The organism is Rhodanobacter sp. sgz306013 (genome assembly GCF_057031145.1).
In genome coordinates, this window is record NZ_JBXCIJ010000002.1 from 419,363 (window position 1) to 442,213 (window position 22,851).

Annotated in this window: 20 protein-coding genes and 1 tRNA gene; 10 read left to right on the forward strand and 11 right to left on the reverse strand. The window is 68.0% G+C overall.

Going from position 1 to position 22,851, the window contains the following annotated elements; all coding sequences use genetic code 11:
• Positions 1–62: 62 nt before the first annotated feature.
• Positions 63–497, forward strand: a complete 435-nt coding sequence (locus tag AC2EWF_RS06905; RefSeq protein WP_483638628.1) for a hypothetical protein — start codon at positions 63–65, stop codon at positions 495–497.
• A gap of 38 nt (positions 498–535) precedes the next feature.
• Here the strand turns inward: AC2EWF_RS06905 and AC2EWF_RS06910 are convergent, their stop codons facing one another.
• From AC2EWF_RS06910 to AC2EWF_RS06935, 6 genes are all read right to left on the reverse strand, one after another.
• Positions 536–1,819 carry a sensor histidine kinase gene (locus AC2EWF_RS06910; RefSeq protein WP_483638629.1) on the reverse strand — a complete coding sequence of 428 codons (1,284 nt, stop codon included), beginning with the start codon at positions 1,817–1,819 and terminating at the stop codon, positions 536–538.
• Complete coding sequence (locus AC2EWF_RS06915; protein WP_077485657.1) at positions 1,803–2,489, reverse strand: response regulator transcription factor; 687 nt, start codon at positions 2,487–2,489, stop codon at positions 1,803–1,805. The genes AC2EWF_RS06910 and AC2EWF_RS06915 overlap by 17 nt, the downstream gene beginning before the upstream one ends.
• A 302-nt stretch (positions 2,490–2,791) precedes the next feature.
• Positions 2,792–3,709, reverse strand: a complete 918-nt coding sequence (gene rimK, locus AC2EWF_RS06920) for a 30S ribosomal protein S6--L-glutamate ligase (RefSeq protein WP_483638630.1) — start codon at positions 3,707–3,709, stop codon at positions 2,792–2,794.
• The gene (locus AC2EWF_RS06925) at positions 3,706–4,188 is read right to left on the reverse strand and encodes an ATP-dependent zinc protease family protein (protein ID WP_483638631.1); all 483 of its coding nucleotides are present in this window, start codon (positions 4,186–4,188) and stop codon (positions 3,706–3,708) included. Before AC2EWF_RS06925 ends, rimK begins: the two co-directional genes overlap by 4 nt.
• Positions 4,189–4,405: 217 nt before the next feature.
• Positions 4,406–6,031, reverse strand: a complete 1,626-nt coding sequence (gene ltrA / locus AC2EWF_RS06930) for a group II intron reverse transcriptase/maturase (protein ID WP_483638632.1) — start codon at positions 6,029–6,031, stop codon at positions 4,406–4,408.
• 16 nt (positions 6,032–6,047) lie between these two features.
• Positions 6,048–6,121: transfer RNA gene (locus AC2EWF_RS06935), tRNA-Gly, on the reverse strand.
• 1,122 nt (positions 6,122–7,243) lie between these two features.
• Between AC2EWF_RS06935 and AC2EWF_RS06940 the strand changes: the two genes are divergently transcribed.
• The 5 genes from AC2EWF_RS06940 (at position 7,244) to AC2EWF_RS06960 (ending at position 13,667) form a co-directional block, all read left to right on the forward strand.
• The gene (locus AC2EWF_RS06940) at positions 7,244–9,421 is read left to right on the forward strand and encodes a DUF6600 domain-containing protein (RefSeq protein WP_483638633.1); all 2,178 of its coding nucleotides are present in this window, start codon (positions 7,244–7,246) and stop codon (positions 9,419–9,421) included.
• 91 nt (positions 9,422–9,512) lie between these two features.
• The gene (thiS, locus tag AC2EWF_RS06945) at positions 9,513–9,713 is read left to right on the forward strand and encodes a sulfur carrier protein ThiS (RefSeq protein WP_483638634.1); all 201 of its coding nucleotides are present in this window, start codon (positions 9,513–9,515) and stop codon (positions 9,711–9,713) included.
• A gap of 68 nt (positions 9,714–9,781) precedes the next feature.
• Positions 9,782–10,582, forward strand: a complete 801-nt coding sequence (locus AC2EWF_RS06950) for a thiazole synthase (RefSeq protein ID WP_483638635.1) — start codon at positions 9,782–9,784, stop codon at positions 10,580–10,582.
• 241 nt (positions 10,583–10,823) lie between these two features.
• Entirely contained in the window at positions 10,824–11,525 is a 702-nt protein-coding gene (trmB, locus tag AC2EWF_RS06955; protein ID WP_483638636.1) for a tRNA (guanosine(46)-N7)-methyltransferase TrmB, read from the forward strand.
• Between the two features lie 324 nt (positions 11,526–11,849).
• Positions 11,850–13,667 (forward strand): SLC13 family permease, encoded by a 1,818-nt coding sequence (locus AC2EWF_RS06960; RefSeq protein WP_483639121.1) that lies wholly within the window; start codon positions 11,850–11,852, stop codon positions 13,665–13,667.
• Between the two features lie 57 nt (positions 13,668–13,724).
• Here the strand turns inward: AC2EWF_RS06960 and AC2EWF_RS06965 are convergent, their stop codons facing one another.
• Positions 13,725–14,069, reverse strand: a complete 345-nt coding sequence (locus AC2EWF_RS06965; RefSeq protein WP_483638637.1) for a Rieske (2Fe-2S) protein — start codon at positions 14,067–14,069, stop codon at positions 13,725–13,727.
• 78 nt (positions 14,070–14,147) lie between these two features.
• Between AC2EWF_RS06965 and AC2EWF_RS06970 the strand changes: the two genes are divergently transcribed.
• The 4 genes from AC2EWF_RS06970 (at position 14,148) to AC2EWF_RS06985 (ending at position 18,040) form a co-directional block, all read left to right on the forward strand.
• On the forward strand, positions 14,148–14,420 hold the full coding sequence (locus tag AC2EWF_RS06970) for a hypothetical protein (protein ID WP_483638638.1): 273 nt from the start codon (positions 14,148–14,150) through the stop codon (positions 14,418–14,420).
• 68 nt (positions 14,421–14,488) lie between these two features.
• Entirely contained in the window at positions 14,489–15,349 is an 861-nt protein-coding gene (locus tag AC2EWF_RS06975) for a methylated-DNA--[protein]-cysteine S-methyltransferase (RefSeq protein WP_483638639.1), read from the forward strand.
• 270 nt (positions 15,350–15,619) lie between these two features.
• Positions 15,620–16,537 carry a drug/metabolite exporter YedA gene (gene yedA, locus AC2EWF_RS06980; protein ID WP_483638640.1) on the forward strand — a complete coding sequence of 306 codons (918 nt, stop codon included), beginning with the start codon at positions 15,620–15,622 and terminating at the stop codon, positions 16,535–16,537.
• Positions 16,538–16,648: 111 nt separating this feature from the next.
• Complete coding sequence (locus tag AC2EWF_RS06985; protein WP_483639122.1) at positions 16,649–18,040, forward strand: short-chain fatty acid transporter; 1,392 nt, start codon at positions 16,649–16,651, stop codon at positions 18,038–18,040.
• Between the two features lie 88 nt (positions 18,041–18,128).
• On the opposite strand, the gene AC2EWF_RS06990 is transcribed toward AC2EWF_RS06985, so the two are convergent.
• From AC2EWF_RS06990 to AC2EWF_RS07005, 4 genes are all read right to left on the reverse strand, one after another.
• A complete protein-coding gene (locus tag AC2EWF_RS06990) occupies positions 18,129–19,454 on the reverse strand; it encodes an ABC transporter permease (RefSeq protein ID WP_483638641.1) in 1,326 nt (441 codons plus the stop codon).
• Between the two features lie 12 nt (positions 19,455–19,466).
• Complete coding sequence (locus AC2EWF_RS06995) at positions 19,467–20,633, reverse strand: ABC transporter permease (RefSeq protein ID WP_483638642.1); 1,167 nt, start codon at positions 20,631–20,633, stop codon at positions 19,467–19,469.
• Positions 20,634–20,643: 10 nt separating this feature from the next.
• Positions 20,644–21,330 (reverse strand): ABC transporter ATP-binding protein, encoded by a 687-nt coding sequence (locus AC2EWF_RS07000; protein ID WP_483638643.1) that lies wholly within the window; start codon positions 21,328–21,330, stop codon positions 20,644–20,646.
• A gap of 70 nt (positions 21,331–21,400) precedes the next feature.
• Positions 21,401–22,648: an efflux RND transporter periplasmic adaptor subunit gene (locus AC2EWF_RS07005; RefSeq protein ID WP_483638644.1), complete on the reverse strand. Its 1,248-nt coding sequence runs from the start codon at positions 22,646–22,648 to the stop codon at positions 21,401–21,403.
• Between the last annotated feature and the right edge of the window lie 203 nt (positions 22,649–22,851).

Sequence of the window (22,851 nt, forward strand, 5' to 3'; positions counted from 1 at the left end):
AAAGACAGCACGCGTTTCGCGCCGATAACCTAAGCTTCCACTTTTTCCAGCGAGACCAACGCGTGCGCACCCTCCTGTTCCGCCTGATCGGCATCCTCGAAGTCGCCGGCGGCTGCTACGGCATGATCCAGATGCTGTACCGCCTGCTGCCGTTCCACGCGCACGACAGCGTGGTCGCCCTGATCGGCCTGGCACTGTACGCCTTCGTGCTGGTGGCCGGCGTGCTGCTGCTGGAGAACAGCGAGCGCGGCGTGCGCTGGTCGGGCTGGGCGCAGCTGCTGCAGCTGCCGCTGATCGCCACGCCGGTGTTCAGCTGGGCGCTGCACTGCGGTGGCTACGTCAACCTGTTCGCCACGCTGCATCTGCCGCCGCACCTGGGGCTGGCCGTGCACTTCGGCAGCCAAGCCTTCGTGCTCGCCGCGGGCGGCCCTGCCGCCGCGCACCTGGGCATCAACCTGCTGGCGCTGCTGTCCTGGCTGGCGTTGAAGCTGCGTTGAACGTGCAGCAGCGCACAGGGTGCGCTCCTACAAAAGGGTCAAGCGAACACGATGCAGGCGATCGCGCCGTTCGCGTCGGTGCGCGGGCGCATCGACACCTCCCAGCCGTAGAGCTCGCACAGCCGGCGCACGATGGCGAGCCCCAGCCCAGCGCCGCTGCCGCCCGCACCTTCGCCGCGCACGCCGCGCTGGAAAAGGCGCTCGGCATCCTCCGGCTTGATGCCGGGGCCGGTATCGATCACCTCGATGCGGCCCGCACCCACCTCGACACGCACCGTACCTTCCAGCGTGTATTTGATCGCGTTGCCGATCAGGTTGGTGAGCGCCACTGACAGCACCGAGGCCGGCGCGTTGACGCTCAGCGCTTCGTGCGCCGCCAGTTCGATCTCCAGTGGCTTGCCGCGCACCTGCGGACGCTGGCTCTCGATCACGTCGGCGGCGACCTTGGCCACTTCGGTGGTCTCGCCGCGGGTGGGGCCGCGCCGCTCGGCGCGCGACAGCAGCAGCAGCGCCTCGATCAGCTCGGTGGCCTGGCGCGAGGCGCGCTCGATGCGCTTCAGGCGCTCGCGCAGCTTGTCGGTGAGGTCGGGCGAACCCTGCAGCAGCTCGGTCGTGCTGGCGATCACCGCCAGCGGTGTGCGCAGTTCGTGGCTGACGTCGGAATTGAACTCGCGGTCGCGTTCGACCATCGCGGTAAGCCGCGCCGCGTATTCGTCCAGCGCGTGCGCCAGCTCCCCCACCTCGTCGTCGGCGAAATGCTGCGCCAGCGGCTCGGCCTTGCCGGCCTTGCGGAAATCGCGCAGGCGGTTCGCCAGCAGGGTCACCGGCTTCAGCACCTTGCGTGACAGCCATAGCCCGATCGCCAGCGACAGCAGACTGAACAGCAGCACCACCGTGACCAGCGCGGTCACCAGCTGGCGCTTGCCCAGCTCCTCGCGACCCACGTCGTAGCGCACGAAGCCGATGATGCCGTCCTTGCGCCGCACCGCCAGCTTGTAGTGGCGCACCACGCCGTTCGCATCGGTCTCGGTGATGTTGTGCACGCCGCTGGCGAGGTTTTGCCAGGCCAATGGCATCTTGTACAGCGTGCGGTCGCTCTTGAACCAGGCCTCCAGCAATTCGGAGTGCGACTGCTGGTCGGGATGCGCAATGATCTGGTCGACGGCCTGGTCGACGTCGTGCTGCAACGCCGACACCACGAGTTGGTCTTCCACCTTTGCGCGCACGTACAACGAGGCGACGGCAAACAACGCGCTGAGGCCGAAGCCGAACAGCGCGAAGGAAAGGACGAGGCGGAAACGGAGCTTACGCCTGGACTGCATCCGGCTCGACCATCCTGTAGCCGATACCGTGCCGCGTGTGGATCAGCGGCTTGTCGAACGGCTTGTCGATCGCCGCGCGCAAGCCGTGGATGTGTACCCGCAGCGAATCGGAGTCGGGCAGTTCCTCGCCCCACACCTTCTGCTCCAGGTCCTGCCGCGTCACCACCGAGGGGCTGGCTTCCATCAGCGCCTGCAGCAGCTTGAGGCCGATCGGATTGAGCTGGATCGCCTTGCCTGCGCGGCTCACGGTAAGCGTATCGAGGTTGTAGGTGAGGTCGGCCACCTTGAGTACGCGGCTCTGCGGGCCCTTGCCGCGGCGCGCCAGCACTTCCAGGCGTGCAGAAAGTTCCTGCAGCGCGAACGGCTTGGTCATGTAGTCGTCGGCGCCGGACTCGAAGCCGGTGAGCTTCTGCTCCAGCGCATCGCGCGCGGTGAGCATCAGGATCGGCGTCTGCTTGTGCGCCTCGTGGCGCAGCTTCTTCGCCACCTCGAGGCCGTCCATGCCTGGCAAGGTGAGGTCAAGCACGATCACGTCGAAGTCGTGCACCACCGCGAGGTGCAGGCCGGTGACGCCGTCGCCGGCGAAGTCCACCACATGGCCACGATCTTCCAGATAGTCGCCGATGTTGGTCGCGATATCGCTGTTGTCTTCGATCACCAGTACGCGCATGCGCCGCTCCGCGATGCCGCCGGCGGCATGGGCCGGCCCCGGCCGCAAGCTTAACATTTGCGGCTCGCCAAACTCGCGACAAACCGGCTCCGGCCTGAACACGCCCCGGTCGGTCGCCACGCCGGCCTCGCCCAAGAAAAAACCCGGATGTGCCGGCAGGTCGCCGTCGCATCCGGGCACAGGGCTCGTCCCGTTACCGCCATCCACCGTTGCCGGACCTCTTGGTCCGCTTCGGCAAACCGACAGTGGGATCGTTTATAGAAGCTAGGGAGTTACGACCGGGTTAATCGCGCGAACGGCGTTCATGTCGCGTTCGTCCTGCCGCGTCGCGCGACACGGAGCGTGCCGCCCATCTGCGCCTCGAGCAGTTCGATGATCGCGCCGGCTACGTCCACGCCTGTAGCGGCCTCGATACCTTCCAACCCCGGCGAGGCGTTCACCTCCAGCACAAGCGGACCGCGATCGGAGCGCAGCAGGTCGACGCCGGCCACGCCCAGGCCCAGCGCCTCGGCGGCGTGCACGGCGATGCGCTTTTCCGCGGCGCTCAACTTCACCGCCACCGCGCTGCCGCCGCGATGCAGGTTGGCGCGGAAGTCGCCTGCGCTGGCTTCGCGCTGCATCGCCGCCACCACCTTGCCACCGACCACGAAGCAGCGCAGGTCGCAGCCCTTCGCCTCGGCGATGAACTCCTGTACTAGGAAGTTCGCGTAAAGCCCGCGGAAAGCCTCGATCACGCTCTGCGACGCGCTGCGCTTCTCCGCCAGCACCACGCCGTTGCCCTGGCTGCCCTCGTTGAGCTTGATCACGTGCGGCGGCTCGCCCAGCATCGCCAGCAGGTCCTCGGTGTCGTCGGGGTTGTCGCCGAAAACGGTGACCGGCATCGCGATGCCCTGCGCGGCGAGGATCTGCAGGCTGCGCAGCTTGTCGCGTGCGCGCAGCACCGCATCGGAGGAGTTGGGCGTGTACACGCCCATCATTTCCAGCTGGCGCAGTACCGCAGTGCCATAGAACGTGCTTTGGGTGCCGATGCGCGGAATCGCCGCGTCGAGGTCTCGTACCGGCTTGCCCTTGTAGCGCATCGCGACGCTGCCTGGCGCGATGCGCACGTAGCAGCGCAGCGGATCGAGCACGCGCACCACGTGGCCGCGTGCGCGTGCGGCGTCCACCAGCCGTTGGGTCGAGTACAACCGCGCGTTGCGCGAAAGGATGGCGATCTTCATGGACGGTCCATGGCCGCTGGCGGCAGCCGGGGCTGGGTGTAGGCGCGCGCCGGATCGACCATGAAGCGCCCGTGCAGGGCGCTGCGACCGAGCAGCATGGGAAACAGCATGTGCCGCCGGTCGGTCAGGTTGATGTCCGTCTCGAAGCGCCTCCCGGCCAGCAGGACCTCGCTGCGGATGAACCAGCGCTCGGTGCGGTGGCCGCCGGTATCGGTGACCACGCGCCGGTCCAGCGCCGGCGCCTCGCAGTGCATCGCGTCCGACGGATGCCGCCCGGCGCGCACGGTGAAACGCAACCACACCGCGCCGTCGCGCAGGAAACTGTCCAGCGTTTCCACGTGCAGCGCACTGCTGCGCGCGCCGGTATCGAGCTTGGCCTTGAGCTGGGCGATGCCCAGCTGCGGCAGCGCCAGCCGTTCGCGCCAGCCCAGCACGGTCGGCCCCGGCGCGAGCGGACTCGGAGTGGTCGGATCCGTCATCGGTGTCGGCGGGCTCGCTGGGGTGGCGATATGGGACGGCTGGCCATTGCAGGGGAAGCAATGGAGCGGGTGAAGGGAATCGAACCCTCGTCAGTAGTCGGGTGGGAAGGTGGCCTCGCGGCCACCCTCCCCCCTAAGAACCGTACGTGAGACTTTCGCCTCATACGGCTCAAGCAGCCGAGAACTCGACCGACACCCGCGTCGGCAGAGCGGCAGCCTATCCCTTCGTGGCGCGCGCGTGCAACTGCGCGTGACATGTCGGGTGGAGCAACTGCAGGTTGGACAGTTTGTCCGAACCACCGTAGACCCTCCACACCACGTGATGAACGTTCCATCCCGTGGCCTTGGTGATCTTGGCGGAGCAGATTGGGCAGACGCCCTCCTGTCTGTTCCACAGCCAGTACAACCTCCTGCGTCCTTGCAGAGTGGACCGCATCCGCCGAGTCAGTCGCTCGTCGAAGTAGGCCTCGTCCTTTGGGTCGTATGGGTTGGTATCGGACCTAACCTTTACGTGCCTGACCAGAGGAACCCTGGCCAGGTGCATCAGGCTGGACACATCCGTCCGAAAGAGCCAGTCGCGGGAATCGTCCCGGCGGAAGTACCGCCATTTGATCCAGCGCTTGCCCTTCATGGGATGCCGACGCGTTGCCCATCGCCATAGCGCGCGCGTGATCTGGTGATCCAGCTTCGCGAACGTACGTGACGCGTGCACGATTTGGTGATAGTTGGCCCAGCCCCGAAGAATCGGGTTGAGGGCGAACACCACGTCATCCTGCCTTGCGCCTCGTAGCTCTCGCAGCCGGTCCCTGACTTTCGCGTAGAACGCCGTGGCGTTTCGTTTCGACGGGACGATGTTCAGGAATTGCTTGTGCTTCTGAACATGCCAGCCAAGGAAGTCGAACCCTTCCGTCACGTGGGTGATTTTCGTCTTTTTCTCCGAGATCATGAGACCGCGCTCGGATAGGAAGCCCACGATCAGCGGCTTGACCTTGGCTTCCAGGACCTCTTTCGAGACCCCAGTTACCACAAAGTCGTCCGCGTACCGGATGAAGTTCACCTTGTCTCGGCGTGGGAGGCTGTCTTTCAACAACCGCTCCATGCCGTCCAACGCCAGGTTCGCCAGACACGGGGAGATGATCCCGCCTTGTGGCGTACCTGCATCCGTCGGGAACAGTTTCCGACCCTCCACAAACCCGGCTTTGAGCCACTTCTCCAGCAAGCGCCGATCCATCGGCACGTTGCGCACCAGCCAGTCGTGGCTGATGTTGTCGAAGCAGGCTTTGATATCGCCCTCCAGTACCCATTGCGGTGAATGTTCTCGGCTCAGTGCGTTATGGCACTGGGCGATGGCATCTGCCGTCGAACGTCCGGAGCGAAAGCCGTACGAGTTGAGATCACCTCGGGTTTCCGCGACAGGATCGAGTGCAAGCCAGTACAGCGCCTGCATGGCTCGGTCCTTCATCGTGGGTATGCCTAAGGGCCTCTTCCCGCCATTGGCCTTCGGGATGTGGATCCTGCGAAGCGGCTTGGGACGGTATCCGCGCGAATCCAGCGCTGATATCGCCTTCCACTTCTCCTTGGGTGTGGACCAAGTGAGGCCGTCCACACCGGGGGTCTTCCGGCCTTGGTTCTCCGTGACTCGACGCACCGCGACTACTCGTGCGGTGGTCGAGCGGACTAGCAACTTTTGCAGCCGTTTCACGGTGCGCCAGTTTTCGTCCTTTGCTGCCTTCGCTATGCGTGCCTGCAACCTCCTGACGTGTTGGAACGCTTCGGCCCACGGAATCGTGTGCCACTGGTTCCAGCGCGCGGAGGCGACATCGCCAAGAATATTGGCGTCCATATCAGTCCTCCAAAGTTGGAGCGGGTGAAGGGAATCGAACCCTCGTCAGTTGCTTGGGAAGCAACAGCTCTACCATTGAGCTACACCCGCCCATGACCCTTTGGGGATGGACGCCCCCTGATGGGGATCGTCACCCCATCGGGAGTCGGTTGTCAGACCTGTCTAGCGACAGGCCACCACGCGGAAGTCTGCACCCTTTCGGGTCGGGGCGATCGTTTCATCCCTTATCCCGGCCATTACAGCCGGGCCTTCGCTTTTTCCGCGATCCTAAGCCCGCTACGCGTTCAACGTTCCTCACGGAACGCCTAGTCGGCCAAGAAGCGCCGACAGCCTAACGGGATTGCCACGTTCCGTACAAGCAACAGTACAACGAGGGTTCCATCTTTTCGCCGGAGGTTCTGGTATCAGCGCACTTCCACCAAGCAGGGAAGTGTCCGACCTCGTCCCGTTTTGGGTAGGGCCTGTCAGATGTCTTTGGCCCAGCTAGCTTGACGACGTTTAGATGATGGTTCGCTTGCGCTAACCCTGTTGCACAGCCTAGCGCCTACTCGGATACATCTTCCGAGGTCACGCCCGCCCCTCACGGGGCTGACGTACCCGTGAGGGTGGCTACATTGTCAGATCGCTCGGCACCGGGCAGTTACCCGCCCCGCACTGATCCTAGGCTACTGATGGCTGAACATCAGGTCGGAGTGAAGCGCATGCACTTCATCCGACAATTACTTGCACGGCCTTCGCCGCGTGACGTCGCATCCAATTGCTGGATACAACCGTCTATCCCACTGAACCACGAGGCATTGCACCTTCGTGGCCATCGGAGCGTAGGTATACCTCCGACAGACCCTCACATCGAGGAGGGGGACCGCCCAGTTATACGACAGGGAGTCGGCCGCTTGGTGGAACGACGTGTGACACGCGGCTCGTGTCGCACGCTTGGGAAGCTACAGCTCTACCATTGAGCTACACCCGCGTCGGCCGGCGGATGGTAACCCGGGACACGCCGCGGTGGGAATCGCCGCCCGTGCAGGCCGGCATGAACCGTCGTCGGCCGCTGGATATCCGCCCGCTGAACCGTGATCTCGGCTGCCGCGAAAACTAAGCCGGGCCTAATCCCTGCCGTAGGCATAATCGGGCCGTCAATGCACGTCGCGCAGCGTGCCTTGAGGCGGCGATCGCCGCCGCTCGCGTTGCGCCTGGAACCGGGAGACTCCGATGCGTGTGCTTGCTTCCCTGCTTGCCTCATGGCGCCGCGGCGGCCGTCCGCTGGCCGTGCTGCTGCTGTGCGCCGCGGCCGCACTGGCCCAGGCGCAATCCGCCGACGACAGCGACGCCGCGCCGCCGGATCGCGTGGCGCGGCTGTCCTACATCGCCGGCGACCTCGGTTTCCTGCCCGCCGGCAGCCAGGACTGGGCCAGCGCCGACCTCAACCGGCCGCTGACCACCGGCGACCGCCTCTCCACCGCCGACGGTTCGCGTGCCGAACTGGAGCTGGGCGGCGGGGTGCTGCGCATGGCCGGCGGCACAGACTTCGGCCTGCTCAACCTCAACGACAATCTTGCTCAGGTGGAGCTGACCCAGGGCACGCTGAACCTCAGCGTGCGCCACCTCGACCAGGGCCAGAGCTACGAGATCGACACGCCCACGCTGGCGCTGGTGGTCACCAGCCCCGGCACCTTCCGCGTGGACGTGGACAACGGCGGCAACGGCAGCCGCGTCACCGTGTTCGGCGGCCAGGCCACGGTCTACGGCGAGAACAACGCGCAACACGACGTGTTCCAGGGCCGCAGCTACCAATTCGACGACGCCTCGCTGGCGGCGCTGACGGTCAGCGACATCGAAGGCGGCGACGCTTTCGACGCGTGGACCAGCGAGCGCGACCGGCGCTACGCGCAATCGCAGACGCGCCGCTACGTGTCCGACGACGTGGTCGGCTACCAGGACCTCGACCAGTACGGCAGCTGGCAGAGCAGCCCCGACTACGGCGCGGTCTGGTATCCCAGCCAGGTGCCGGTGGACTGGGCGCCGTACCGCGACGGCCACTGGGCGTACGTCGCGCCGTGGGGCTGGACCTGGGTCGACGATGCGCCCTGGGGCTTCGCGCCCTACCACTACGGACGCTGGGCCTACATCCGCGGCGCCTGGGGCTGGATCCCTGGACCGATCGTGGCACGCCCGGTGTATGCGCCGGCGCTGGTGGCCTTCGTGGGCGGTGGCGGCTGGAGCGTATCGGTCGGCATCGGCGGCGGCCCGGTGGGCTGGTTCCCGCTCGGCCCGGGCGAGGTCTACAACCCGTGGTACCACTGCGACCGCGACTACTACCGCCGCGTCAACGTCACCAACATCTACGTGCACAACACCGTCTACCGCACCACGGTCATCAACAACATCAACAACCAGTACAACGACTACCGCCAGGGACGCGCGCCGCGCAACCTGCGCTACGCGAACCGCGCCGCGCCGCGCGGCTTCACCGCGATGCCCGGCGCGGCCTTCGCCGACGGCCAGCGCGTGCAGCGCGGCCTGCTGCACGTCGACCCGCGCCAGGTCGCCGCCGCGCCGGTGCTGGCCCGCGGCGTGACCACGCTGCGTCCCGCCCCGCGCAGCGTGGCCCCGCCTCGCGGGCCGCAGGCGCGGCCGTTGCCCACCGCCGACTTCCGCCGCAACGTGGTGGCACGCACGCCGCCACCGGCCTCGCTGCCTGCGGTACACCCGAGTTTCGCACCGGCGAACGCGCGCACGCCGCTACGCGCAGCCGCGCCGTTCGCCAACGTGCGCGTGCTGAACGGCCGTGGCGCGCCGCGCCCGACCGCCGCGGCACAGGCCGAGGCGGTTCGCGCCGCCCCGACGCAACCGCGCACGATGCGCGCCCCGAATGCCGTCCCCGCCGGCCAGGCCGGCCTGCGCCAGGCGGAGCCGGCGCAGGCCGGCGCACTCCCCTCGGCCCGCTTCGCCCATCCGCAAGCGGAAAGGCGCACCCTGCCCGCGGCCGAGCCGGTCCGCCGCGCGCAGACAGTCGAGCCGCCGGCATCGCGCCCGCAACCCGGCGAGCGCCCAGCCCGCACGCTGCCGCAACCGCCACGCTTCGAGCGTGCACCCACCCAGCCCACGCCGGTGGAACGCGCCCCTGCGCAGCCACAATACGTGCAGCCACGCCAACCGCCACCGCGCGAGCTTGCACCGCCGCGCCCGACGTACAATCCACCGCCGCGCGAATACGCCCGGCCGACCTACCAGGAAGCGCAGCCGCGTTACGAGCAACCACAGCCTCGCTACGAACAGCAGCGGCCACGCTACGAGACTCCGCGCCCGGCCCCGCAGCCACAGCAGAGGCAGCAGGCCGAGCCGGCACGCAAGGCGCCACCGCTGCGCAAGGACGACCAGCAACACTGAGTCCGGCACCCGTGCCCCGTCGCCCGCCACGCGCGACGGGGCGCCGGCGCCCCGATTCGGCGTCGACGGCGCCAGCGGCTACAATGGCTGCATGCAGATCACGCTCAACGGCCAGCCGCGCGCTTGCGCCCCCGCCACCACCGTCGCCCAGCTGCTCGAATCGGCCGGTTACGGTGGCCGGCGCGTGGCGGTGGAGTTGAACCACGAGATCGTGCCGCGCAGCCAGCACGGCAGCCGCGCGCTCGCCGACGGCGACCGGGTCGAGATCGTCCACGCCATCGGCGGCGGGTGATCCGCGCAAGAAACGTTCACCGCTTCTCCGCGACGCCCCGCCGGACGCCGCCCTCGCAAGGCCACTCCATGAACCTCAAGACCCTCGACGTCACCGATCCGCTGGTCATTGCCGGCACCAGCTATGCCTCGCGCCTGCTTACCGGCACCGGCAAGTACAAGGACTTCGACGAGACGCGCGCCGCCTCGCAGGCGGCAGGGGCAGAGATCGTCACGGTGGCGATCCGCCGCGTGAACATCGGCCAGGACGCGAACACGCCCAGCCTGCTCGACGTGCTGCCGCCGAACGAGTTCACCCTGCTGCCGAACACCGCCGGCTGCTACAACGCCGTCGACGCGGTGCGCACCTGCAAGCTGGCGCGCGAGCTGCTGGACGGCCATAAGCTGGTGAAACTGGAGGTACTGGGCGACCAGAAGACCTTGTTCCCCGACGTGGTGGAAACGCTGAAGGCCGCCGAGCAGTTGGTCGCCGGCGGCTTCGACGTGATGGTCTACACCTCGGACGATCCGATCCTGGCCAAGCGCCTGGAAGAGATCGGCTGCGTGGCGGTGATGCCGCTGGCCGCGCCGATCGGCTCGGGCCTGGGGATCCAGAACCGCTACAACCTGCTGGAGATCGTGGAGAACGCGAAGGTGCCGATCATCGTCGATGCCGGCGTGGGTACCGCCTCCGATGCCGCCGTGGCGATGGAGCTGGGCTGTGACGGCGTGCTGATGAACACCGCGATTGCCGGCGCCAGCGACCCGGTGCTGATGGCGCACGCGATGAAGCTGGCGATCCAGGCCGGCCGCGCCGCGTTCAAGGCCGGCCGCATCCCGCGCCGGCGCTACGCTTCCGCCTCCAGTCCCATCGACGGCACCCTAGCCTGACGCAACTTCCTGCCCTCTCGGGACATGGGCTGGGGGCGGGGTTCGGTCGGGGCGCGGCATGGATGTCTGCCGCTGACCCGCTCCCGCTCGTTCCGCCCGCGCCCTCTCCCTGCATGGATTCGCGCCATCCCCGGCGTCCTTCCCTTCGGGGCCAGCTCCGTTGTTCCGCAGGCGCTCCGGCACCTGCGGCCCGGCACCCTCTCCCGGAGGAGAGGAGATCACCAGACACGTTGCGCCTGCCATGACCGACGACACCCCTGCCGAACACCTCCGCCGCATCCGCAGCTTCGTGCTGCGCGAGGGCCGCATGACCCCGGCGCAGCAGCGGGCCTTCGACGAGCACTGGGCGCGCTTCGGCATCGACTACACCGGCACCCCGCAGGACTACGCCGCCCGCTTCGGCCGCACGGCGCCGCTGGTGCTGGAGATCGGCTTCGGCAACGGCGAAGCGCTGGCCTGGGCCAGCGAGCACGACCCTGGGCGCGACTACCTCGGCGTGGAGGTGCACGGCCCCGGCGTAGGCCGGCTGATGAATGCGCTGGCCGCGCGCGACGCAGGCAACGTGCGCTTGTACAGGCACGATGCGGTGGAGGTGCTGGAGCGCGAGATCCCGCCGGGCACGCTGGCCGAGGCGCGCATCTGGTTCCCCGACCCCTGGCACAAGAAACGCCATAACAAGCGCCGCATCATCCAGCCTGGCTTCGTCGCCCTGCTCGCCTCGCGCATGGCCCGCGACGGGCTGCTGCACCTGGCTACCGACTGGCAGCCCTATGCCGAGCACATGCTGGAAACGATGGAAGCGGCGCCGGACTGGCGCAATGCCATCGCTCCCGGCCAGTACGCCGAGAAGCCGGCATGGCGCATCGAGACCCACTTCGAGCGTCGCGGGCTGAAGCTGGGACATGGCGTGTGGGACCTGCTCTACCGCGCCTCGATGAAATGAAAGCCACGCCGCCCCCGGGGCGGCGTTTCGTTCGCCCTCTCCGCTCGCGGGCACGCGTGGAGGGACCAGGGATGGCACCGGCTTTGAGGAACGAGGAGAGGGTTGGGGAGAGCGCCGGCCGCCGCTCCGGGAGGTCCAGCAAAAGGGAAAAATCCCACGCATCATGGTTCTTGGTTCACCAGCCCTTGCATTGCGCCGCTTATACTTGTGCGAATCTGCCAGGGACGAGCGCCGCAGCGTGAATTCGCCACTGCCACTCCGCATCCACCCACGTCCGACGCCCTTCCGGGAAACGCGCTAGTGCCGCTCACGCTCACCCCCGAAATGATCCTGGTGCTCGGGCTGGTGGGCTTCACCATGCTGATGCTGGTGCTGGAGTGGATCCGCGCCGACATGGTGGCTCTGCTGGTGGTGGTGGTGATCGGCCTCACCGGGCTGATCCCGTCCGACCGCGTGTTCAACGGCTTCGCCGGCAACGCGGTCATCGCGATCATCGCGATCATGATCATGGGCGAGGGCCTGGACCGCGCCGGCGTGCTCAACCTCACTGCGCATATGGTGATGCGCCTGGCCAAGGGCATGGAATCGCGCCTGGGCCTGGTCATCAACATCATGGCCAGCCTGTTTTCCGCGGTGATCCCAAGCCAGGCGCTGGCCGCGCTGATGATCCCGGTGTCCAGCCGCCTGTCCGCGCGCACCGGCGTGCCGATCTCGCGGCTGCTGCTTCCGATGTCGTTCTGCATCCTCACCGCCACCAACACCACGCTGATCGCGAACTCGCCGCTGATCGTGCTGAACGACCTGATCGCCAGCGCGAACGCGAACCTCCTGCCTGGCGCGCACACCATCCCGAAGTTCGGCCTGTTCAGCGTCACCCCGGCCGGCCTCGCGCTGGCCGCGGTGGGCATCGGCTACTTCTACTTCTTCGGACGCAAGCTGCTGCCGGGCCACGAGGACGAGCGCCTGAAGGTGACGCCCGGGCGCACCGAGAGCTACTTCGCCGACACCTACGGCATCGTGGGCGAGACCGCCGAACTCGCGGTCACCGCCGAAAGCCCGCTGGTGGGCATGAGCATTGGCGAAGCCGAGCAGTTGCATGGCGCACCGCTGATCCTGGCGATCAAGAGCGGCAACGAGGCGCGCATGGCGCCGCCGGCCGACCACGTGATCTGGGTGGGCTCGGTGCTTGGCGTGCTGGGCCCGCGCGAGCAGTTGGCCCAGTTCGCCAACAACCAGCTGTGCAAGCTGTCCACCCGCATGCGCCAGCTGGGCGAGCTGTTCAATCCCACCCGTGCAGGCATTTCCGAAGTGGTGATTCCGCCGGTATCGCGCTTCGTGAAGCACACCATCGCCTCGCTGCGCCTGCGCAAGCGTTTCGGCATCTCGGTGCTGGCGGTGAACCGCGGCGAGCAGGTGCTGCGCGACGACGTGCGCCAGGTCGAGCTGCGCGCCGGCGACACCGTGGTGGTGCACAGCAACTGGCGCGACCTGGCGCTGGCCTCGGAGGATCGCGACCTGGTGGTGGTCACCGACATCCCGAAGGAGGAACAGCGCCCCGGCAAGATCTGGCAGGCGGTGGGCTTTTTCGTGCTGGCCAAGTGCCTGGCGCTGTTCACCAACCTCGACCTTTCCGTGGCGATGATGTGCGGCGCGATCGGCATGCTGCTCTCGGGCGTGCTGAACATGGACGAGGCCTACAAGGCGGTCAACTGGAAGACGATTTTCGTCACCGCGTGCCTCATCCCGCTGGGCTGGTCGATGGACGCCACCGGCACCGCCGCTTGGCTCGCGCAGTACGTGCTGCACTATCTGGGCCACGCCTCGCCGTGGGTGCTGCAGGCCACGCTTGCCGTGCTCACCCTGCTGTTCTCGCAGGTAATGTCCAACGTGGGCGCCACGGTGATGATGGTGCCGATCGCGATCTCGGTGGCGGTGGCCACCGGCGGCAACCCGTCCGCCTACGCGCTGATCGTGGCGGTGTCCTCGTCCAACACCTTCCTGCTCAGCTCGGGCCACCCCGCGCTGATGATGGTCACCGGCCCCGGTGGCTACAAGGGCAAGGATTTCCTGCGCGTGGGCGCGCCGTTGACGCTGGCGATGCTGATCGTGACCCTGGTGTCGATCAACCTGCTGTTCCGCTGAATTGAAGCGTGCGGCCAGGGATGGCCGCCCGTCTGATTCTGCGATCAAGGGCGATCGCTAAAGAACAAGCCAGACTTCGTCGCCACGCAATTCCACCGCCAGCGCGCGCAGGTGTTCGCCGCGGCAGGGTCCGGCCACGCAGATGCCGCGGTGGCGGTCGAAGCTGGCACCATGCACGGCGCAGATCAGCAGTTCGTCCTTGAGCAGGAACTGGCCCGGCGCGTAGTCCAGCCGTCGGCCGGCGTGCGGGCAGACGTTGAGCCAGGCCCGCACCTCCTCGCCGCGACGCATGACGATCACACTCTCGCCGTCGACCGCCGCCACGTCCTCGATCGCGGTGGCGCCGCCGTCGGGAATCGCGTCCAGGCGGCACAACGGGGAAGTAGGGGAAACGGTGTCCATCGGCACTTGTCCTGCGGGCCGGATGGCCTCATCGTTGCACGCGTAAGTCCTTGATTTTAGCACACGGATTTTTAACACATGCGCTTCCATCTGCCCCCGCCCCGCCGTTCCCGCCACCCGCTGGTGCGCGCCCTGTCGCTGCTGCTCGGCATCGCCGTGCTGGGCGTACTGCTGGTGTTCGGCCTGGCCGTGGCCGGCGTGCTGCTGATCGGTGGCGCCATCCTGCTGGCATGGCGGCAGTGGAAGCAGGTACGTGCCCCGCTGAGCCGCACCGCAAAGCCGAACAAGCCGGCTGCGGACGTGCTGGAGGGCGAGTTCGTGGTGATCCGCCAGGGGCCGGTCGCACACTGACGCAAGATCCGGATGGCGTACGCCGCCGCCCCGTCACACCATGGCGCCGAGCACTGCCGGATGACGCCATGAATACTCGCCTCGCTCCGATCGCCGATTCCCTTGAACGCGTGCGTGCCCGCATCGAGCGTGCCGACCAGGCACCCACGCTCGACGCGCTGGCGCAGTTCGCGCAATTGAGCCCCAGCCACCTGCAGCGCGCGTTTCGCCGCCGCTACGGCATGAGCCCCGCCGAATACCACCGCGCGCGCCGCTTCGGCCAGCTCAAGGCGGCGCTGCGCGACGGTGCGGCGGTCACCGATGCGGTTTACGAGGCCGGCTTCGGCTCCGGCAGCCGCGTCTACGAGCACAGCGACCGCCTGCTCGGCATGACTCCCGCCAGCTACCGCGCTGGCGGCGCCGGCGCCAGCATCCGCTACACCACCACCGCCACGCCGCTGGGCCGGTTGCTGGTGGCAGCCACCGTGCGCGGCATCTGTGCGGTGACCCTGGGCGCGGACGACGACGAGCTCGAGGCCCGCCTGGTCGCCGAATTCCCGCAGGCCACGCGCGAACGGGTAGAGGCGGGCCGCGAGGAATGGCTGGACGCGGTGATCGCCCGCATCGCCAGCGAGCTGGGCTGGAGCGAGGCCGGCGCGCCCGCGTTGCCGCCGCTGGACGTGGCCGCCACCGCGTTCCAGTGGCGGGTGTGGGACGCGCTCACTCGCATCCCCGCCGGGGAGACGCGCAGCTACGGCGAGCTGGCCGCCGCGATCGGTGCGCCGGGGGCCGCGCGTGCCGTAGGCAACGCCTGCGGCAACAACCGCCTCGCCCTGATCGTGCCCTGCCACCGCGTGGTGCGCGAGGACGGCACGCCCGGGGGCTGGCGTTGGGGGGTGCAGCGTAAACGCGAGTTACTGGCGCGGGAGCGGCACCACGCGGAACGCTAGCAGTCGCTCCCAGGGAGCGTGTGCGCAATGCATTTCCGTTAGCCGACGAAGAGCTGTCGCGCACAGGGGGCGCTCCTGCGGGCCACTGCCTTGACGCCGCCTCAAGCCTGCCTTGCGGAAGACTCGCTACCACTGGTCCGGCGCCTTCTTCATCATGGATGCTGTCGCCGTTCCTCCACGGCGATGCACGGCGTTGGTCGAAGTCCCGGGCGGCTCCTCCGTTGCCTGTAGACTGCGCCGCGCGCAACACCCTTCTGCCGAGTCCCCGCCATGAACGATGCCACCGCCCTCACCGCCAACGACGCGGCGAACGCCGCTGTCGATCGTTCCCGCCTGCTGGTGCCGCTGGGTCTGATGTCGCTGTACGTGATCTGGGGCTCGACTTACCTGGGGATCCGCTTCGCGCTGGAGAGTTGGCCGCCGTTCCTGCTCGCCGGCGTGCGCTTCCTGATCGCCGGCACCCTGCTGTTCGGTTTCCTGCGCCTGCGCGGCGTGGCCGCGCCCACCGGGCGGCAGTGGCGCAACGCAGCCTTCGTCGGCACCTTGCTGCTGGGCCTCGGCAACGGCCTGGTGTGCTTTGCCGAGGAACGCGTGAGCTCGGGCATCGCCGCGGTGGCGGTGGCCAGCATGCCGCTGTTCGCCGCGCTGTTCGGCCGCTGGTACGGGCACCAGACGAACCGGCGGGAGACACTGGGCCTGCTGATCGGCTTCGCGGGCGTGATCGTGCTCAATCTCGGCGGTGATCTGTCCGGCTCGCGCATCGCGGCGCTGGCGCTGTTGCTGGCCGCCGCCGCCTGGGCGTTCGGTTCGGTGTGGAGCAAGCAGCAGGACATGCCGGCCGGGCCGATGAACACCGCCGCACAGATGCTGTGCGGCGGCGCGGCGCTGCTGCTGATGGGCTTTGGCGGCGGCGAACGGCTGCCCGCGCACCCCGCGCTGCATGCCAACCTCGCGCTGGCCTACCTGGTGGTGTTCGGCTCGCTGATCGGATTCAGCGCCTATCTCTACGTGCTCAAGCATGCGCGGCCGGTGCTTGCCACCAGTTATGCCTACGTGAACCCGCCGGTGGCGGTGCTGTTCGGCATGCTGCTGGCGGACGAACATATCGGACCGCTGGAATTGTCCGGGATGGCGGTGATCCTGCTCGGCGTGGCAGCGATCACGCTGGCGCGGCAGAAGCGCATATAGGGCAACGCCTCGACCTTGGTCGGCTTGCCCTGCGCGGCGGCCGGGCGCCACCATGCCCGCGGCATCGCATGGGAGGAGCCCCGCGGCATGAACACGACGAACGAGGGCTTGATGGCGCGCCTGGCGTTGCGCAGCGCGGCATGGTCGGAGCGCTGGTTCCCCGACGCCTGGGTGTTCGCGGCGCTGGGGGTGGTGATCGTGGCGATTGCCGTGCTGGCCTTCGGCGCCACACCCGTGGCCACGGTCAATGCCTTCGGCGACGGTTTCTGGAGCCTGATCCCGTTCACCATGCAGATGGCCTTCGTGGTGATCGGCGGCTACGTGGTGGCCACCGCGCCGGTGGTGGCACGCTTCATCGACCTGCTGGCGTGGGTGCCGAAGAGCGGGCGCGGCGCGATCTGCTACGTGGCGCTGGTGAGCATGCTGGCCTCCCTGCTGTCGTGGGGCTTCTCGCTGGTGTTCGGCGGCCTGCTGGTGCGCGCACTGGCGCGGCGCGAGGAGCTGCGCATGGACTACCGCGCGGCCGGCGCGGCGGCCTATCTGGGCCTCGGCGCAGTGTGGGCGATGGGCCTGTCCTCGTCGGCGGCGCAGCTGCAGGCGAACCCGGCCAGCATGCCGCCCGGCCTGCTCGCGATCACCGGCGTGCTGCCGTTCACCAGCACGATCTTCCTGTGGCAGTCCTTCGCGCTCACCGCCTGCCTGATCGCTACCTCGCTGCTGGTGTGCTGGCTCACCGCGCCGTCGGAGCGACATGCGCGCACTGCGCGCGATTTCGGCATCACCGAAGCCGCTGCCGTACCGGAGCTGCCGCCGCGCACCCGCCCGGGCGAATGGCTGGAATACAGCCCGCTGCTGGCGGTCCTGATCGGCCTGCTCGGGCTGGGTTGGCTGGGCCACGAGTTCGCCACCAAGAATGCGGTGACCGCGATCGCCAACCTCAATACCTACAATTTCCTGTTCCTCACCGTGGGCCTCCTGCTGCACTGGCGTCCGCGCAGCTTCCTCGACGCGGTGGCGCGCTCGGTGCCGAGCACCGCCGGCGTGCTGATCCAGTTCCCGCTGTACGGCGGCATCGCCGCCCTGCTCACCCACGCGCAGGGCGCGGGCGGCGTGACGCTGGCGCACCGGCTGTCGCAGCTGTTCGTGCACGTGGCGAGCACCGACAGCTTCCCCGCGGTGATGGGCGCGTACTCCGCCATCCTCGGTTTCTTCGTGCCGTCCGGCGGCGGCAAGTGGCTGGTGGAGGCGCCCTACGTGATGCAGGCGGCGAACGACCTGCACGTGCATCTCGGCTGGGCGGTGCAGGTGTACAACGCCGCCGAGGCGCTGCCGAACCTGGTCAACCCGTTCTGGATGCTGCCCCTGCTCGGCGTGTTGGGCCTCAAGGCGCGCGACGTGGTGGGCTACACCTTCATGCAGCTGCTGGTGCACGTGCCGCTGGTGCTGGGCCTGCTGTGGCTGCTGGGGCTAACGCTGACTTACGTGCCGCCGGTGATGCCGTAGGAGCGCGCGCCCTCGCGCGATGGTTTCTGGCTTCGATCAAGCACCAGAGCCATCGCGCACAGGGTGCGCTCCTACAGGCCAGGCGGGTTCACAGTTCGCGCAACGCCGTGGTCACCGGCAGCCGTGCCGCGCGCACGGCGGGGAACAGGCCGCCGACGAAGCCGATGGCAAGCGCCCACTTCAGGCCAGTCCACAGCAGCGCTGGCGTGACGGCCAGCTTGAAGCTGAGCGTACCCACCGTTCCCTGGGCCAGGGTCGATGCGCTGTAGCCGTTGAAGACCAGCCACGCCAGCAAGCCGCCGATGATGCCACCGAGCAGCGCCAGCAACATCGTCTCCAGCATCACCGCCACCACCACCGGCAGGCCTCGGAAGCCGATGGCGCGCAGTGTGGCGATCTCCCGTGCCCGCGTCGCGACAGTGGCGAACATGGTGTTGAGTGCGCCGAATACCGCGCCTATGGCCATGATCACGCCGACCACGATGCCGATGATGGTGATCGCCTTGGTGACTCCCTCGGACTGCTTGCGAAAGTAGTCCAGCGTCGTGGTGGCATCCACCTGCAGGCGCGGGTCGCTGGCGAGGGCCGCCTTGAACGTGCCGAAGGCGGCGGCATCGGTCAGGCGCACGAACACCGAGGTGCGGCTGCTGCCGCGGCGGTAGGTGTCGGCGACCACATTCGCGTCGCCCCAGAGTTCCGAGTCCATCGCACCGTTCGACTCGAACACGCCTACAACGGTCCAGGTCTGGCTGCCCAGCTTGATCTCATGGCCCGGCGTCAGCCCGGCGAACTCATGCTGCGCACCCTTGCCTACCACCAGTTCGCGCAACCCTGGCTTGAACTTGCGCCCGGCGATGATCTTCACGTCCGGACGCACCGCCCAGGCCTCGTCGCCGACGCCACGCACCTGCACGCTTCCCTCGTCGCCGCTGCCGTCGTTGAGCGGCAGGTTCGCCGCCACCACCAGCTCGGGCGAGGCGATCGGCTTGCCGCTGGCATCGCGGGCGATGCCCGGCGCCTGCGCGATCACCGTGGTGCTCGCATTGTCGAGCACGGAGGACACTTCGGAGTCCGAACCGCCACGCAGCACGACTGCGGTGTCGGCGCTGCCGCTCATGCTCAGCGTCCGCTGGTAGCCGACTCCCATCGCCAGCAGCGACACCAGCACCGCGACCACGCCGGCAATGCCGATGACCACCACGGACGAGGCACCGAGGCGCCGTGGCAACGTGCTGATGCCGACACCGGTGACCGAGCTCGCCTGCCGGCCGGTGCGCAGCAGCGCCATCCAGAGCGCGAACAGCACCGCGACCAGCAGCAGCACTGGCCATGGCAGGACGGTCCAGGCGGCGACCCCGAAGGCGACGATCAGGCACAAGCCGAGGCCACGCAGGAAGGATTTCAACTTGTTCATGGCGGATGCTCCTCAGCGGCCGGCCAGCGCGTCGACGATGTTCAGGCGCATCGCCCGCAACGCGGGCAGCGCTCCCACCAGCAGGCCGATGGCGATCATCAGGCCCACGCCAAACGACCAGCTGCCCGCGCCCACCGGCGGCATGTTGATGACGCCGCCACTGCCGGCGCTGACGATCGGTCCCAGCACAGCCGCCAGCCCCAGGCCCAGCACGCCGCCGATCAGCACCAGCAACACCGATTCCGCCAGCACGATCGCCAGCACGCTGGCGCTGGAAAAGCCGATGGTCTTCAGCACCCCCAGCTCCGTGGTGCGTTCGCGCACCGCCTGCGCCATCGTGTTGCCGGTCAGGAACAGCAGGGTGAAGAACACCGCGCCCATGATCGAGAACACGATCAGGCCGACGTTGGCCATCTGCTTGATCCACGACGCCATCGCGGCCTGCTCGGTCTGCGTCTTGGTCTCGTGGTCGGAATTGGCCGAAAGCGCGTCGATCGCCTTCGCCACCTGGTCGGCCTGCACGGGATCGGCGACGTGGCTGACGTACCAGCCCACCTGCCCCCGGTTGTAGGGATTCGACTCGTCGAAGTACTTCCAGTGCATCAGGATGCCGCCCTGCAGGAACTCGCCGTGATCGGGGTTCTTGGCGTGCATGATGCCGCTGATGTCGAAGGTCCAGTTCTTGCTGCCGTCGCGGTTCGGGAAGATGTTCGACATCAGCGGGATCTTGTCGCCGACCTTCCAGTGGTATTTCTTCGCCAGCACGTCGCCGACCAGCACGCCGGTACGGGTGCTGTCGAACGCCTTGCGTTCCTCGGGCGAGACGACGATCTCCGGGTACATGTCGATGTAGTTCGGACTGACCGCGAAGGTGAAGATCTGGTTGTGCGGATCCTGGTAGGCGCCGCCGAACCAGTTGGCGTAGGCCACGCCCTTCACGCCAGGTACGGCCGCGATCTTCGCCTCGAGCGCCGACGGCAGGGGCTGGATGAACGACAGCTTCGAGCCGGTCTGCAGGCGCTCGGCGCCCGCCGCGCTCTTGCCCGCGTTGGCGAAGCTGGTGCGCACGCCATTGAGCATGCCGAACAGCAGGAAGGCCGCGACGATCGACACCAGGGTGAGGATGGTGCGGGTCTTGCGCCGGAACAGCGCAGCCCAGATCAGGTGGAAGTATTTCATGGCGTCGTCCTCAAGCCGTCACTTGTTCGACGAGGGTGCCCTTGTCCAGATGCAGGGTGTGGTTGGCGTATTCGGCGGCCTTGGGATCGTGGGTGACCATCACGATGGTCTTGCCGTGCTCGCGATTGAGCGTGCGCAGCAGGCCCAGCACTTCCTCGGCCGATTGGCGATCGAGGTCGCCGGTGGGCTCGTCGCAGACCAGCAGGGTGGGATCGGAGACGATCGCGCGGGCGATCGCCACGCGCTGCTGCTGGCCACCGGACAGTTCGCCGGGCCTGTGACCTGCACGGTCCGCCAGACCGACCAGCTGCAGCGCGATGGCTGCGTTCTTCCTGCGCTGCGCGCCGGAGAGCTTGGTCAGCAGCAGCGGCAGCTCCACGTTCTTTTGCGCGCTCAGCGTCGGCATCAGGTTGTAGAACTGGAATACGAAGCCGACGTTGGATGCACGCCACTTTGCCAGCGCGCTACCGCCGAGCTGGTCGATGCGCGAGCCGGCCACGCTGATGCTGCCGGCGGTGGGCGTATCGAGTCCGCCGATCAGGTTGAGCAGGGTGGTCTTGCCCGACCCGGACGGGCCCATCAGCGCGAGGAAGTCGCCTTCGGTGATGTCGAGGTTGATGTGGTGCAGCACCTCGACCTTCTGCTTGCCGCGCTCGTAGACCTTGGAGAGGTCGCGGATCTGGATCAGTGTGTCCATGGCGTTGCTCCGATGGCTGTTGGCCGAATGAATGGATGCCTCTGCGCGCCCGCCGGCTCAGGCGCGCCGATCAGGGTGACGGCTTTTCCGTCTGGACGTCCGAGCCGTCGCGCAGGGCGGCCGGCGGCGACAGCACGACCACGTCACCCGCCTGCACCGCGTCCGGGACCAGCTTCATGTCGCCGTAGCCCTGCGCCGCCGGCTGCACGGTGCGTTGTTGCGCCTTGCCGCCGGCGACCACGAACACCACGCTGTGTCCGTCACGCTGCGCGATCGCCTTCGCCGGCACCAGCACGCCCTTCGGCGCCTGCGCCACGTCCGCGGCTTTCTGTTCGAGGAAGGACACCCGCACGCCCATGTCGGGGACGATGCGCGCATCCTTGTTTTCCAGCGCCACGCGCACCTTCACGGTGGCCTTGCCGCGGTCGGCGGCGGGCACGATGGCGATCACGTGGGCCGGAATCTTCCAGTCCGGGTAGGCGTCGAGCACCGCCTCGGCGGGCATGTCCGGCTTCACGCGGCCGATGTAGGCCTCGTTGACGTCCACGTCCACTTCCAGCGAATCCATGTCGACGATGGTGCCAATGCCGGTGCGGGTGAAGCCGCCGCCGGCGGAGAACGGCGAGACGATCTCGCCCACCTGGGCGTCCTTGGTGGTGATGACGCCGTCGAACGGCGCGCGGATCACGCAGTAGTCGAAATTGACCTGCGCCTCGACCACCGCCGCATCCGCGGCGGCCACCTGCTTCTGCTGCGAGTCCAGCTGGGCGCGCGTGCTGTCGGCCAGGGTGCGCGCCTGCTCGGCCGCCTGTTTCGGCACCAGCCCCTGCGCGGCCAGCTCCTGCTGGCGCCGCGCGTCGCGCTCGTTCTGGGCCAGCTGTGCCTGGTACTGGGCCACCAGCGCATGCGAGGCGGCGGCCTGCGCCTTCGCCGCGTCCAGCGCAGCCCTGTAGGCGCTGTCGTCCAGCCGGGCCAGCACCTGGCCCTTCTTCACGTGGTCGCCTTCCTCGATCAGCACCGCGGTGAGCGTGCCGGTGATCTGCGCCGACACCGTGGCCTGCCGCCGCGCGGTGACGTAACCGGTGGCCTGCAACACCGCGCCGGCGCCCGGGGCGCTGGCCGGCGACACCGCGGTGGCGGTCTGCACGGCGATGGCGCGATGGCTCATCACCCACCAGGCGCCGGCGCCAACCAGCGCCAGCAGCAGCGCGATCGCAAGCACGATCCACGGCCAGCGCGCAGGCCCCTGGCGATGGTCGTCGCGCTGGTGCTTCTCGATACGCAGTTCCTTCAGCAACTCGGCCTGGCTCACCGTCATCCCCGTGACTCCGTGATGCGCAATACCGTAGCGGCGAACGGGCCTTCGAGGCCACGGGCGCTTATCAGCCATCGACAATGACAGATGTCATCCCATGCGCGCAATCGATGGGAATGGCTTTGTCCGCGACGCCAGAATTGGCCTTGCCGGCTTGCCGGCCGAAGCCACGGACGGGCCAGACGGCCGCGACCGGCGGCCTCACC